General features: G+C 39.1%; 13 protein-coding genes. 10 read left to right on the top strand and 3 right to left on the bottom strand.

Annotated elements, in window-relative coordinates:
- The first annotated feature begins 29 nt into the window (after window positions 1-29).
- Window positions 30-353: a hypothetical protein gene (locus AC4CUZ_RS13635; RefSeq protein ID WP_052431342.1), complete on the top strand. Its 324-nt coding sequence runs from the start codon at window positions 30-32 to the stop codon at window positions 351-353.
- Here AC4CUZ_RS13635 and AC4CUZ_RS13630 read toward each other — a convergent pair.
- The 3 genes from AC4CUZ_RS13630 to AC4CUZ_RS13620 are packed head-to-tail and all read right to left on the bottom strand — an operon-like array spanning window position 344 to window position 6,207.
- Window positions 344-3,400 carry a tyrosine-type recombinase/integrase gene (locus AC4CUZ_RS13630; protein WP_490747776.1) on the bottom strand — a complete coding sequence of 1,019 codons (3,057 nt, stop codon included), beginning with the start codon at window positions 3,398-3,400 and terminating at the stop codon, window positions 344-346. The two genes, AC4CUZ_RS13635 and AC4CUZ_RS13630, sit on opposite strands and share 10 nt — an antisense overlap.
- Window positions 3,393-5,576 (bottom strand): hypothetical protein, encoded by a 2,184-nt coding sequence (locus AC4CUZ_RS13625; protein ID WP_490747775.1) that lies wholly within the window; start codon window positions 5,574-5,576, stop codon window positions 3,393-3,395. Before AC4CUZ_RS13625 ends, AC4CUZ_RS13630 begins: the two co-directional genes overlap by 8 nt.
- A complete protein-coding gene (locus AC4CUZ_RS13620) occupies window positions 5,566-6,207 on the bottom strand; it encodes a hypothetical protein (protein WP_005265722.1) in 642 nt (213 codons plus the stop codon). The genes AC4CUZ_RS13625 and AC4CUZ_RS13620 overlap by 11 nt, the downstream gene beginning before the upstream one ends.
- A 623-nt stretch (window positions 6,208-6,830) precedes the next feature.
- Between AC4CUZ_RS13620 and ureE the strand changes: the two genes are divergently transcribed.
- The 9 genes from ureE to ureC all read left to right on the top strand — a co-directional run bounded on the left by ureE (window position 6,831) and on the right by ureC (window position 13,173).
- The gene (ureE, locus tag AC4CUZ_RS13615) at window positions 6,831-7,313 is read left to right on the top strand and encodes an urease accessory protein UreE (protein ID WP_005090807.1); all 483 of its coding nucleotides are present in this window, start codon (window positions 6,831-6,833) and stop codon (window positions 7,311-7,313) included.
- Window positions 7,300-7,965 carry an urease accessory protein UreF gene (locus tag AC4CUZ_RS13610; RefSeq protein WP_004778087.1) on the top strand — a complete coding sequence of 222 codons (666 nt, stop codon included), beginning with the start codon at window positions 7,300-7,302 and terminating at the stop codon, window positions 7,963-7,965. The genes ureE and AC4CUZ_RS13610 overlap by 14 nt, the downstream gene beginning before the upstream one ends.
- Before the next feature lie 18 nt (window positions 7,966-7,983).
- Window positions 7,984-8,598 (top strand): urease accessory protein UreG, encoded by a 615-nt coding sequence (gene ureG / locus AC4CUZ_RS13605; RefSeq protein WP_004778085.1) that lies wholly within the window; start codon window positions 7,984-7,986, stop codon window positions 8,596-8,598.
- A gap of 12 nt (window positions 8,599-8,610) precedes the next feature.
- Complete coding sequence (locus AC4CUZ_RS13600) at window positions 8,611-9,183, top strand: HupE/UreJ family protein (protein ID WP_004778083.1); 573 nt, start codon at window positions 8,611-8,613, stop codon at window positions 9,181-9,183.
- Between the two features lie 34 nt (window positions 9,184-9,217).
- A complete protein-coding gene (locus tag AC4CUZ_RS13595; RefSeq protein WP_490747774.1) occupies window positions 9,218-10,120 on the top strand; it encodes an urease accessory protein UreD in 903 nt (300 codons plus the stop codon).
- A 159-nt stretch (window positions 10,121-10,279) separates the two neighbouring features.
- On the top strand, window positions 10,280-10,582 hold the full coding sequence (ureA, locus tag AC4CUZ_RS13590) for an urease subunit gamma (RefSeq protein ID WP_004778079.1): 303 nt from the start codon (window positions 10,280-10,282) through the stop codon (window positions 10,580-10,582).
- A gap of 19 nt (window positions 10,583-10,601) precedes the next feature.
- Entirely contained in the window at window positions 10,602-10,910 is a 309-nt protein-coding gene (locus tag AC4CUZ_RS13585; RefSeq protein WP_004778077.1) for an urease subunit beta, read from the top strand.
- Window positions 10,911-10,999: 89 nt separating this feature from the next.
- Window positions 11,000-11,461 (top strand): GNAT family N-acetyltransferase, encoded by a 462-nt coding sequence (locus AC4CUZ_RS13580; RefSeq protein WP_004778076.1) that lies wholly within the window; start codon window positions 11,000-11,002, stop codon window positions 11,459-11,461.
- A gap of 11 nt (window positions 11,462-11,472) precedes the next feature.
- Window positions 11,473-13,173 carry an urease subunit alpha gene (ureC, locus tag AC4CUZ_RS13575; RefSeq protein ID WP_490747773.1) on the top strand — a complete coding sequence of 567 codons (1,701 nt, stop codon included), beginning with the start codon at window positions 11,473-11,475 and terminating at the stop codon, window positions 13,171-13,173.
- Window positions 13,174-13,333 lie beyond the last annotated feature (160 nt).

Genomic DNA, 13,333 nt, shown 5'->3' with positions numbered 1-13,333 from the left:
AATTTAAATTAATAGAAGGTCAAATGATCATGATGGATTATTCTTCGAGTCGCGTTTTGACATCAATGCATCCAAGTATTCGGCATCTGAATATTCGCAATGTAGCTAAAATTGTGACGTCAAAAATTATTCTAAATACGGCGTTACAGCTACAATATAACCCTGATTTTTGTAGGCAGCTTGGCGTATCTACTTATCTAAATACGCATATCGGCTTGGCTTACTTTATTGATGCTCGCTATTTTGAGCATTATGGTTTGCAACCAAAACAGTTAATCAATTTTTCTGATGTTTATGAAAAATTGGTTCAAGATTTTTATGAGTTTTCCTGTTATCAACCAGATCAATTATGATCTGGCAACTGCGTACATAAAATCAGTAGAATCAACAGGCAGTAGCGAAAGATACCGAGTGATTTACCATTTTTCTGAGATATCAGCTCCAACTTAAAGGAGTTACTTAAACTGCTGTTCGTACGACAAGAAGGGAGTTTAGAATGTAGTCTTGCCATGAGCTTCTCCTGAGGAATGTCAGGTGATATCGCTTTATGCCAATATTTTTCTGGAAATAAAGAATAAATACCCCTTAAAAATCGATTTGCTAGTCTTACATCATTAGCATTAAAAATTAATCCTGCATGTGAAATATTGGCTTTCATTTCAAAAATATGTAGTGCATCTAATATATAGATATCATTACAACTATGCTGGTTAAGCTGTTTAAAAAAATATTCTAAAAGTTTTTTGTCTTCGGCAGTTTCAATGTGCGGAAGTACGCGCTCTGATTTTTCGGCATTAATGATGAAACGCGGACGATTTTTACGGTTTTTGAGTTGTTTGAGCCTAAGTATATTCTGTTGCCATGGCATCAGAGTCTCAATTGGAAAATCATATTGTTGTGAAAGAAGCTCTGGTGTATATGATTGATCTAAGGCTTTGAGGATTTTTATGACTAGAGAAAATGGATAACTAGATTTACTGCTTCCATAGAAAAAATTGCTATCTTCTGCTTGAACTAAATCACCTTTAATCTTAGATGTGTTGATGTATTCATCAGGCATTGTTATAGGTTTTATTTTTATTGTTTGTACTATTTGTTCATCGTAATAGCTAAGTGCTATTTGCTGGTGTTTAGATGATTTTAAGCTTGGACAGATTTTTCGAATAACGGTTCGATCCAAACATGGGTCAAATTTTCTTAATTGATAACCTGCCATTATATAAGCTAGATGCAAATAGCTCCTAAAGGTTTCAGTAGGATCAATATGGCCCAATAAGTGGGCAAGTAGATACCAACAATTTTGAGGTGTTTGAGACGATAAGAGCTGACTACGAATCAAGTTGTAATGCCTAGGTGAATAGTCAGTGAAGACGTTTACAAACTCGTAGTCCATAGTCAAAATTATAGCTAGATTGTTCGTCGCACTATGTCGCAGTGAATGGAAGGTATAGCAATGATTTGGCAAAATTGAATCAAGTGTCTTTTGAAAAGGTGTGGTGACCATGTAGGGTCTAATACGTTCTGCACTATTCCACATCGTGAATAGGTATTGATTGGGGTTATAGGCTATACGGCGTGCCTTGCAGTATTTCTGAAATTGGAGATGCTCTTCTTCGCTAAGTAAAATTTGAACGTTGAGATTGCGCTCAGCACTATCCGTTTTAAGAAAATGCTGTTGATGCTTTGCACGATATGTACGTATCCAAATGGAACTTGCTTTGACACCTTCCACGTCCTTGATTCGCATGCCGAGTATTTCATTGATGCGCATACCAGTACGAAAAGCTATCGTATATACGATACTCAGCATTTCTAAATCATGTGGGGTATAGCTTGAGTTTTTATATTGACTAAGCTGACTGAGTAGATGTTGAAAAGTTTTTCCTGAAATAATCTCAGCTTTGGGTGAGTGAATACGTAGTCCTTCAGTGCTGAGAGGGAACGATTCAGCGTTAAAGAGCATCTGTTGAAATTGATGGAATCGTTTTAAAAGATCGAATTTTTGTGATCTAGATTTACCTACGCCATTTAACATACGGCTATAAATCGTTTCTAAATGATCGTTGAGATTGAGCTCTTCTAGATAATCTGTACTGTGCAATAACCAAGTCTCTGCGAGTTTTGTGTAGTAGCTATATATTGAGCTATGACGAATTTTTTGCTGTTGAGCTATATGACGCGAGTACTTACTTTGATCGAGCTGATAAAGCTCGGCAATATATTCAATATCTTCTCGTGTAGGATGAAACAAGCTGTATAACCACAGCCCGAGCCTCTTCGCATTTTCTGGAAGATGAGCATGTTGGTTGAGTAAGCAATTTTTTAGATCTGTTACGGTCTGATCACTATTTCTAAAAAATTTTAAAATTTGTTTATGCAATGCAATCGATGAATCTAGAGAGTGATCTGTGCAGGATTTTTCTTCTTTTTCTGCGGGATTTAGCGTTTTAGGTAGAGGTTCTTCAGTTTGTTGTAAATCGAAATTGGATAACTGAGGTGTGAGATAGCGTTTAAAAACACTTGGACTTAAACCGCAGGTCTCAATCTCTTCTGATAAGCAAAGACTTAGTGCTGGGCTTAAATCAACCCTATCTAGTTGCATCCATGAATGACTAGCCATCTGTAAGAATTGTTTGAATTGTTTTGGATTAAACGGAAGTGCTAATGCATTAAAAATACAATTGATATAAGTGTAACAATCGTGTTGGATATCTATTGCTTGTGTTTTAAACCTAGTAATCCATAGCAGTGTTAGCCGATCGGGTACAAAATTTCTAGATTTTTTTAAGGGACGTTTAGGGTCATATAAATCACCATAATGTGGTGATTGTGGTTCTAGAAAGATCAGAGGGATTTGTATTCTTGAGATCTGATCAATCGAACCTTGTTGTTTTAAATGTTCTAGCAAAGCTGTTAGGCTCGAAAGATTAGAGATCCCACCATAGAGAATTGCGCAGATCAGTATATTTCCAATGCTTTCATCTATGGTAAAGTCATCCGCCGTATACCAATATCTTAAAAGTTTTTCTTTGATCTGTGAGATGTATTTAGTTTGTTCTAGCCAAGTCTCATTGAATAGTAACGGCGTACGTTGAATAGAAACGAGATGCTTGGTGGGTAAAGGTAAATCAGTATGATAGGCACGATTAGATTGAATAATACGTTTACGGAACTGCTGATAAAATGCCTTTTTTAGAGAAAAACTATATTTTAGTTGGTCTAAGTGTTGGTTAACTTGGTCATAGACAGTAGTTATGCTTTCTGACTGCTGTGCTTGATGTAATTGCTCGAACGACAGAAACTCATCTATGATCGCTTGAATTTGTATACGCTCTTTAATTCGCTTTTGGTCTCTGTTGTTCGCACGGCGTTCATGGGCATACTTTGTTTGTTTAGGCATGTTCATACATTCCATCGATACTGTAAAAATTTTGCATCTCGTTAAGGTAATCAGCGAGGGCTCTATATTGTTGAAGAGACAGACTTGAGAATTTTTGGCCGATTTCTTGTTGGTTTTGCTCATGCCCAAACGTGGCTAAAATTAAATTTTCATCTGCTTTTTCGGTGAGATATGCACGAGCTGTATGCCTAAGCCAATTTGCGTGGTTGATCTCCATAACACGAGTAAATGAGCTTATAAGATGAGGGCTAAGCGCTTGCCATTCTCCATGTTGATAAACACTCAGCAGAGGCTTTTTACTGCTTAAAATTTCTTGAATGTGTGATTGATGCTCTGGATGAAGTTGTTGGAATTCACCTAAATAGCCAATAAATTGACGGACTTCTTGAACTGCAAAATCACATAATGGGATTAAGCGTCCATCTTCATTTCTTGTGTGAATTTCTTTGTCCGAAACCCAAAGCCATTTTTGTTTTAAATCAAAGTTTCGTAAGAACCCTGGGAATCCAATTACAGGTCGAGCAGCAGTGAATAGCAATAAAATGTGCCAAAGCCAAATATTGTAGTGATTGAACATCTCAAGCATTTGGTTTCTGTGTCGGGCTTGAATGATCTGATGTTGTAAGTAGGCAAATATAGCAGTCACTGTCGGGGCTTTGGGAGCTTTGCCGCTACCAAATCTTAATTGTTCATCATCAACGACATGAATTTCTTTTGCTAACGCATTTGAGAGTTGTTGTATTGTTGATTGATAACTTTGCTGTAAGCGGTAGATTGGATATGAGCAATATGAAATAGAAACCGATCGATTGGCATCAATACCCGTAAGTATGTCAGCGAGTTGCTCGTTCTTGGTATGTCTATAAATACAATGATGTAGTAAAACACTTATTTTTTTAGTTGATAAAGACGGAATAAACAGTTCGTAACGGCATTTTTTTAATGCTTGATTGACTTGCTCCTGGCTCACAACAGGAGATTTTTTTAGACCATCTACTAATTCTTTAATTAGTGGTAAGTCGAAGTAGGTCACTTGATTGAGTAACTGTTCTTTAAATTTAAAGTCAGTGTTCTCAAATAGCGTGAATTTTGAACGTAAAAAATATTGGTCGTTTTCTAAAATGAGCTTCTGTCGATTATTTAGGACACGGCGCTGATTTGTCTGTAACTCCAGCCATTGCTCAATCGGAACACCGCTTAAGAAACTGAGTAGAATAAAAAGATACGCTTTATTTTTTTCTGGATGATTCAAATAGACTTGATGGCAATGTTTTACAAGTAAGCTCAGGCTGTTGAAATCTGGATAATGCTTGCTACAGCTAAAATTATGTTGTTGTCTAATGATATGCTGTTGTGTCAGTTTACTCACTTGATGTTGCAAATAACTCGATTGGCTTGCTAAAGGCGATACCTGCGCTGTATTGAGTGAGTATTGCTGATTTGGCTGTTCATCCTGTAATTCCTCATAAAAGAGAGCAGGATGCTGTTTCTGAGGCATGTCATATGGACAGTGTAAAATGGCGTTGTGTTCATCCAAATAAATTGGCTCATCGATGTGCTTGGGTGGTGCTGAGTAATGTTTCTTGGGTTTAAGTGCTAAGACATAATCATAGAATCGCCGTATATCAAGCAGTAATAGATACTGAAAACGATTGAGTTTAGAGTCGTTTTCTAATTCCCGTAAACTCTTCACGAAGTCAGCCAAGGTAATCTCATGGCTAGGCAATTGCTCCCATAACCACAAATATTCCTGCTGATACCGATTCAATTGTTTGCCTTGTTGCGATGCGGCATAAGCTTCGTTTGCTAATCTAAATCGATTAAACACTCTAATAATGGTGGTTTGGTGATCCTTTTCAGTCGGATTCGGAATTGCTTTAAGAATACATGCTGCATGTAAATTATGCACAGCCCATCGTTGTATAACAGGATATTCATGCTGATCTACTGAATAGAGATAGGCACAGATCGGATGTTTAGACACACTTGGGGGGAGAGGTAGTTTTGTTGGGAGTTCAAACTTAGAGTCTGCATCGAAGCTGACTGTTGTTTTCAATAAGGGTTTTAATTCAGGGATTAAGACTGTAGGTTTTAAGTGCTGTGCGATAGCATTTTGATAGTCCTGATCAAAAAATTCATGATCTAGCATTCGCTCAATGATGTTTTCAATTTTCATGGTCTAAACTCCAAAATTGTGATGCGCATGGTTGTACGCTCGTGAGTGCTTTACATTTATTTTTGAGTGCTTGAATTCGTAGGTCGTGAGTGCCGTTGATTTGCTTCTGGCGATAAAGTAGCTGATTACGACTGCAATCGATTAACTTAGCGAGTAGGTCTCGAGAAAGACTGCATCTGGGTTTGTCATAAAGCTTTTGATTCACATCGTAAATTGCTTGTTTCGATAGAGACTGATTTAAGTTATGAAGTAGCTTATCGGGATTAAGAGCCTGTGGATTGATCTTGAGCTCAGTCATCAACTTAAAGAGTGTGTTGCTGAGTTGATATTGAACCTGAATGAGGTCTACATCAGCTTCTACAATGCTTCGAGCTTTGATTCGAATATTTTGTTGTTGTGCTATATAAACAAGAAGAAAGTTATCTGTTGCGAATAACTCAGCTGGAGCAGGTGCAGTAGCAGATATTAGGCTCACGTCATGTTGAAAGTGTGTTGGCAGTTGCGAGGCATTTAAAATCTGAGCGTAGCTTTGGTAAATTTTGAACAGAGGCGGGTAAGGACGGATCATGACCTCCTTTGTATAAAACGGTCTTTTATTGGCTAGCTGAGAATTTGCTTTTGTAGGCTTCATTTATTCGCCCTCCTGATTTTTTTAACTTAGATCAAGAAGTACAAAAAACTTTTAATTTTTATAAAAAGATCAAGAAAGTGGTTATAAATGTGGGCGGTTTTTGATGAATTTGAGAGGCTCAAAGCGGGTGGGAAATAGGGTGTATTTGGAATTTTTATTTTAAGTTATTGATTTTATTTGATGTGAATGTGGCTGGTTTCTTCGTGTTTTGTATTATCTCTGTGGTAGTTTAAATATGGCCCAAGGTATTGATGATGCTTTAGTAGAAATTTTAGGTGCTAAACAAATTAATGCCTTACGTAAGGCCGGTCACTACCGACGAGATGTGTATTAATGCTTAGCTAGATTGGCATAAATTCTATTTCTACAATCCTCCATCGATGGGGGGATTTTTTTATGGCCATCTGAATAATTATCGGCAATCACATATTTTTTAATAATTAAGATGTCTTGCACGAAGCAAATTTCAAAATAATTAGATAGACACGGCAAAAATAAAACGCTTGGCAAAATAAGATTGGCATGAATAGTGCATTATTTTAATGCAAATCATTCATTTAATGCTGAATTTAGCATCAATTTAGTTCACGAATCACGATAAAAGAAATTGAGATTGGGTATTTATGAAAATCTATACGGAAAGACTTGAGGGTAATGTCGTACAAGAAAATGTTGAGATAGTTGAACTGACATTTGATACACGACAAAAGAGCCGTTTTCGTGCAACTTTAGCTAACGGGCACGATATTGGTGCAGATTTACCCCGTACCGGCATTTTAAGGCACGGTTCATATATCGCAACTCAAGAGGGTGATGTACTGCGTGTCGATGCCAAAGCAGAAAAACTCATGAAAGTAGAAGCACCAAGCAGCTTTGATTTATTAAAAGCAGCGTATCACTTAGGTAATCGTCACGTCCCTTTAATGCTCACACCAACGGCGCTGTATTTTGAGCCAGATCATGTATTGGCTGAAATGATAATTGGACTTGGTTTAACGGTATATGAAACCATGCATCCATTTGAGCCTGAAAGCGGTGCTTATGCACAGCATCAGCATGATCACAGATTAAGCCCAATTAAGGCTTTGCATCATGTTCACACCTAATGCTTCACAGCTTTTAAGTCTGTTGACTTTGTCCTCAACGGCACTACCAATTGGGGCGTACTGTTATTCTCAAGGGGTAGAAAGTGCGATTGATCAGAGCTTAATTTTTGATGAAACCTCGAGCATTACTTATTTTGAAGAAGTGCTTGAAATGCTTTTGGTACGGTTTGAGCTGCCCGTTTTGAAACGCCTAATAATATCTTTTGATCAGCCTGAGCAGTTTGAATACTGGGCGCAGTTATATAGAGCAAGTCGAGAAAGCAAAGAGTTATTGGCTGAATCACAGCAATTGGCATTTTCATTAAATGCGTGGATTCGTGATGTGCTGAAAAAGCCTGTGAAATTAAAAAAGCAGATCGGTTTCGTACCCATCTATGCGCATCTTTGTGGGCAACTCGAACTTGATGTTGCAGAGGTTTTGACTGCTTATACCTTTACCGTACTTGAAAATCAGGTGTTGGCTGCCGTGAAAACTGTACCACTTGGACAGATGAGTGGACAACGGATTTTATGGCATGTGCATGGGCTGATTCCAGAGGCAATTGAACGTGCTTTAGCACTGCAAGATGCTGAACTCAGTAGCGCCTTACCTAATTACGCCATGCTCAGTATGGCACACGAAACACAATATTCACGATTATTTAGATCTTAAAAATAAAGGACATTTCACATGACAGAACGTAGCCCATTACGCGTAGGTATTGGCGGTCCAGTTGGTTCAGGTAAAACAGCGCTTACTTTAAATTTATGTCAGGCACTGCGTGAAAAATACAATATGGCGGTGGTGACCAATGATATTTATACCAAAGAAGATTCCAACTTTTTAACACGCCATGAAGCTATGTCACCTGAGCGTATTGTTGGTGTAGAAACAGGTGGTTGCCCGCATACCGCAATTCGTGAGGACGCCTCCATTAACCTAGCGGCTATTGATGACCTGTGCGAAAAATTTGATGGCCTTGAACTGATCATTATTGAAAGTGGCGGTGATAATTTGGCAGCAACATTTAGCCCGGAACTTTCAGATTTAACCCTGTATGTAATTGATGTGGCGGGTGGGGAGAAAATTCCGCGTAAAGGTGGCCCCGGTATTACCAAATCTGATTTGTTAATCATAAACAAAACCGACCTTGCACCAATGGTTGGAGCAAATTTAGATGTGATGGATCAAGACGCGAAACGTATGCGCGGTGAAAAACCTTTTCTATTTTCCAATATGAAAACTAAAGATGGCTTAAATGACATCATCAGCTTTATTGAGAAACAAGGTTTGTTTAAAGCATAAGGGGCATCCACTATGAAGTTATTATTGCAAAGAATTACCTTCACATCGTTGGCATTCTTTCCCTTGGTAGCAATGGCGCATCCAGGCCATGAGCATAGCCATAATAGTTTTATCAGCGGTTTTGTGCATCCATTTACAGGGCTTGATCATCTAATGATGGCGTTAGCATTTGGCGTATTGATTTGGACTGCACACCAGCGCTGGAAATGGGCCGGATTATTCGGTTTATCTGCCGCAATGATTGTCGGTTTTATGATCGGTGCACAATTCAACTTAGCAACAGCAATTGCTGAAAACGGCATTATTGCGTCGTTAATTGTATTGGCTGTTGCTCTTTGGACCAAAACCAATAAAGCCGTTCCTTTTATTGCTGCACTTTTGGCCGGTTTTCATGGCATCGCACATGGTACGGAACTTGGCCAAAGCGGTCAGGCAGTTTTACTGGTCGTTGGTATGGTTACAGCGATGGCATCTATATACGTATTCGGTTTGCTCGTCGGCGCATTTATTCAAAAATATGTGCCTTATGGTAAGCAAATGATTGGTGCTTTGACAGCTATTGTTGCTGTAATTGGTTTAGCTTGATGCCTCATTCATCTCAAATAATAGGGAGATGCAAATGAATGATCTGGTATTAAGCGAAACAAAATTTATATCGACACAACAGCAGCATAACAGCCAACTGTGGTATGCCTGTTTGGAACTTGGTTTTGCCTATCAAGTACAGTCAAATCGAACCGTATTACAGCATCGCAAGCATCATGGGCCTGTACGCGTTCAGAAGATGTTGTGGCCTGAAAAAACTGGTATTTGCCATGCAATTATTGTGCATCCACCAGCAGGAATTGCTGGCGGAGACCATCTGACTTTTGATATGAAAGTTGAGGCGAATGCGCATGCGTTAGTTACCACGCCCGGTGCAGGAAAATGGTACAAAACCAATGGCAAGCAAGCCTATCAGCATATTCATATACATGTCGCAGCACAGGCGACATTTGAATGGTTACCGCAAGAAACCATGCTTTTTGATGGTGCCAATGCAGACTCTGAAACACATATTCATCTAGATGAAATGGCCAGTTTTATTGGGTGGGATATGTTGGTCATCGGTCGACAAGCACGTGGTGAAATTTTTCAGCAAGGGCAATACCAAAGCAAATTTAGGCTGTATCGTGCAGACAAATTATTGGTTGCAGATAGTTTAAATTTTAAGGGGCAGGATCGGTGGCTTACATCCTGTTTAGGTATGAATGGACATGCTGTGATGGGAAGTTTCTGGGCAGTAGCACCATCGCGTTTAAGGCAAACAACATTACTGGCTGAACATATCGAATTAATCCGTGAATTGATTATGCGGATGAATCTAGCGGTGTCTTTAACCCTGTTAGATGATGTGATTTGTGCACGTTATTTAGGCGATGATGTACGTGAATGCCATGATGCTTTTGCAGCAGTCCGTGCCCGTTTAAGACGCTATTGGTATGACCTAGCAGAAGAATTCCCACGGATTTGGCGCACTTAAGTTTTGCCATCATTGGAAAGTAGATAGGTCTAGCAAGATTAATAGATTAAGTGTTCATTTTACCTTTGGGTTAGGACACTAAAAATCAAAACGTGCGAGAGCGAAAGAAGAATTTGCACGCATTTTGCATTCTACATTTTAGAAGATTAGGAAATTGTTATGGAACTTAATCCAACTGAAAAAGATAAATTATTAATTTTTACCGCAGGCCTTGTTGCTGAGCGTCGTAAAGCGCGTGGATTAAAATTGAATTATCCAGAATCAATTGCATTTATTTCAGCAGCACTGCTTGAGGGCGCACGCGATGGCATGTCCGTGAGCGAGTTAATGCATTACGGCACAACCTTGTTAAGTCGTGAAGATGTCATGGATGGTGTCGCGGAAATGATTGCAGAAGTGCAGGTCGAAGCTACTTTTCCAGATGGTTCAAAGTTAGTCACAGTTCATCAACCCATTGTCTAATAAAAATAAGGAGTAAGCCATGATTCCTGGTGAAATTATTACGCCTGATTCAGACATTGAAATGAATGTCGGACGAGAAACACTGAAAATGCGTGTTGCTAATGCAGGCGATCGACCAATTCAAGTCGGTTCTCATTTTCACTTTGCTGAAGCCAATGATGCTTTGCAATTTAATCGAGAGCAAGCTAGAGGCTATCGACTCAACATCGCTGCTGGAACAGCAGTTCGTTTTGAACCGGGCCAAAGTCGAGATATCGAATTGGTTGCACTTGCAGGTAAACGTGAGGTGTATGGGTTTGCAGGGCGTGTTATGGGTAAATTGGATTAACTATTTTTATGCTCAAGTGTCTTGTTGAACAATTAAATTATTGTTAGTAATAAGTTCAATAAGTACATGAAAAAGCATAAGAGAATTAAATGTTAATAATGAAAATACGCCCAGCAACTGTTGATGATGTTGAAGCCATCGCTGCTGTTATTGAACCTTTTGTCGATTATGTTGTCGTGACTGAAGAAGGACGTGAACGCTTTAAACCTGATATGTTGAAAAACATCTTCCAACAACCACTTATTCATTATTTTGTGGCAGAAATTAATGAAGAAATCGTTGGGAATTTGGCGTATATCGCTCCATCTCATGTCATGCATTATTTCTTAAAAGCTGAATATCACGGTCAAGGTTATGGTCGACAAATGTGGGACTTTTTAGAGCAAGAAATACTTAAAAATGATCCCGATATAATCACAATAAATTCAAGTCATTATGCACTCGATATTTATAAAAAATATGGATTTGAAGTGGTCGGTGCGCTAACGGAGAAATGGGGTATTCAATTTATTCCGATGCAAAAGCTGCTAAAGCCAAAAAATCTAGAATAGGAAATATATTAATGAAAATGTCTCGCCGTGCTTATGCGGAAATGTTTGGCCCTACAGTAGGTGATAGAGTTCGCTTAGCTGATACAGAATTGTTTATTCAAGTTGAACAAGACCTCACGACTTATGGTGAAGAAGTTAAATTTGGCGGTGGCAAGGTCATTCGCGATGGTATGGGACAGTCACAATTATTGTCTGATGAGGTCGCTGATACCGTCATTACCAATGCTTTAATTGTCGATTGGTGGGGTATTGTCAAAGCCGATGTTGGACTTAAAAATGGTCGTATCTGGAAAATAGGTAAAGCAGGTAACCCTGATATTCAACCTGACATTACAATTCCTTTAGGTGCAGCAACTGAAGTCATCGCAGGTGAAGGACAAATCTTAACGGCGGGAGGGATTGATACTCACATTCATTGGATTTGCCCACAACAAGTTGAAACAGCACTAATGTCAGGCACAACTACAATGATTGGTGGTGGTACAGGCCCCGCCTCAGGAACATCTGCAACCACAGTAACTCCAGGCCCATGGCATATTGCGACCATGCTACAAGCTATTGATGATTTACCTATGAATATTGGTCTGTTAGGTAAAGGCAACTTGAGTCAGCCAGAACCAATCGCTGAACAAATCAAAGCCGGTGTGGTGGGTTTAAAATTACATGAAGACTGGGGATCGACGCCAGCCGCGATTGATAACTGTCTAAGTGTGGCGGATCAATACGATGTACAAGTTGCCATTCACACAGACACACTAAATGAAAGTGGCTTTCTAGAAGAAACCTTAGCAGCATTTAATAACCGGACCATCCACACTTACCATACTGAGGGTGCGGGCGGTGGTCACGCACCAGATATTTTAAAAGCAATTGGTCAACCCAATGTTTTACCATCTTCAACCAATCCCACACGTCCATATACCGTCAATACCATTGATGAACATTTAGATATGTTGATGGTTTGCCACCATTTAGACCCTGCAATTTCTGAAGATGTTGCTTTTGCTGAAAGTCGGATTCGCCGTGAAACTATTGCTGCAGAAGATATCTTGCAGGATATGGGCGCAATTGCCATGATGTCTTCCGACTCGCAAGCGATGGGGCGTGTGGGTGAAGTAATATTACGTACTTGGCAGACAGCACATAAAATGAAAGTGCAACGCGGCCCACTCGAAGGTGATAATCAAAATCACGATAACAATCGTGTGAAGCGCTATATTGCTAAATATACGATTAATCCTGCCATTACCCATGGATTAAGCCATGAAGTTGGTTCGATTGAAGTGGGTAAATTAGCCGATATTGTTTTATGGAAGCCTGCATTTTTTGGTGTTAAGCCCTCGATGATTATTAAAGGCGGAATGATTGCAGCTGCGCCGATGGGTGATATTAATGCTTCAATTCCAACGCCACAGCCTGTGCATTATCGTCCGATGTTTGGCGCTTACCCTCGTGGCGTACATAACACCTGCATTACCTTTTTATCGCAAGTGGCAATAGAGCAAGGCGTACATGAACAATTGGCTTTAAAGAAGTTGATTAGTCCTTGTAAAGCCACGCGTAATATCTCGAAAGCAGATATGAAGTTAAATACTTATTGTCCTGTAATGGAGGTTGACCCTGAGATTTATGAAGTACGTGCAGATGGTGTGCATTTGACTTGTGAGCCTGCGGAAGTGTTACCAATGGCGCAGCGTTACTTCTTATTTTAATCATTTCCAAAACACTATTTCACAAAGCCTTTCTGAATATGAAAGGCTTCTCTTTTTTAAATTTTAGTATTTTTGAAAAGTAAATAATCTTTAAAATATGAAAATACGACTACCTCTATAAGGGCTAACAATCCAAAAAATGTAAAATTTAATAATTTAT

It is taken from the genome of Acinetobacter sp. 789_lipA, from assembly GCF_058242845.1.
This window is presented reverse-complemented; position numbering and strand designations above follow the sequence as displayed.

Bases quoted from the DNA above. Each gene is read 5' to 3' on its own strand.
- AC4CUZ_RS13635 (WP_052431342.1), top strand. From the start codon at position 30: ATGATGGATTATTCTTCGAGTCGCGTTTTGACATCAATGCATCCAAGT.
- AC4CUZ_RS13630 (WP_490747776.1), bottom strand. From the start codon at position 3,400: ATGCCTAAACAAACAAAGTATGCCCATGAACGCCGTGCGAACAACAGA.
- AC4CUZ_RS13625 (WP_490747775.1), bottom strand. From the start codon at position 5,576: ATGAAAATTGAAAACATCATTGAGCGAATGCTAGATCATGAATTTTTT.
- AC4CUZ_RS13620 (WP_005265722.1), bottom strand. From the start codon at position 6,207: ATGAAGCCTACAAAAGCAAATTCTCAGCTAGCCAATAAAAGACCGTTT.
- ureE (WP_005090807.1), top strand. From the start codon at position 6,831: ATGAAAATCTATACGGAAAGACTTGAGGGTAATGTCGTACAAGAAAAT.
- AC4CUZ_RS13610 (WP_004778087.1), top strand. From the start codon at position 7,300: ATGTTCACACCTAATGCTTCACAGCTTTTAAGTCTGTTGACTTTGTCC.
- ureG (WP_004778085.1), top strand. From the start codon at position 7,984: ATGACAGAACGTAGCCCATTACGCGTAGGTATTGGCGGTCCAGTTGGT.
- AC4CUZ_RS13600 (WP_004778083.1), top strand. From the start codon at position 8,611: ATGAAGTTATTATTGCAAAGAATTACCTTCACATCGTTGGCATTCTTT.
- AC4CUZ_RS13595 (WP_490747774.1), top strand. From the start codon at position 9,218: ATGAATGATCTGGTATTAAGCGAAACAAAATTTATATCGACACAACAG.
- ureA (WP_004778079.1), top strand. From the start codon at position 10,280: ATGGAACTTAATCCAACTGAAAAAGATAAATTATTAATTTTTACCGCA.
- AC4CUZ_RS13585 (WP_004778077.1), top strand. From the start codon at position 10,602: ATGATTCCTGGTGAAATTATTACGCCTGATTCAGACATTGAAATGAAT.
- AC4CUZ_RS13580 (WP_004778076.1), top strand. From the start codon at position 11,000: ATGTTAATAATGAAAATACGCCCAGCAACTGTTGATGATGTTGAAGCC.
- ureC (WP_490747773.1), top strand. From the start codon at position 11,473: ATGAAAATGTCTCGCCGTGCTTATGCGGAAATGTTTGGCCCTACAGTA.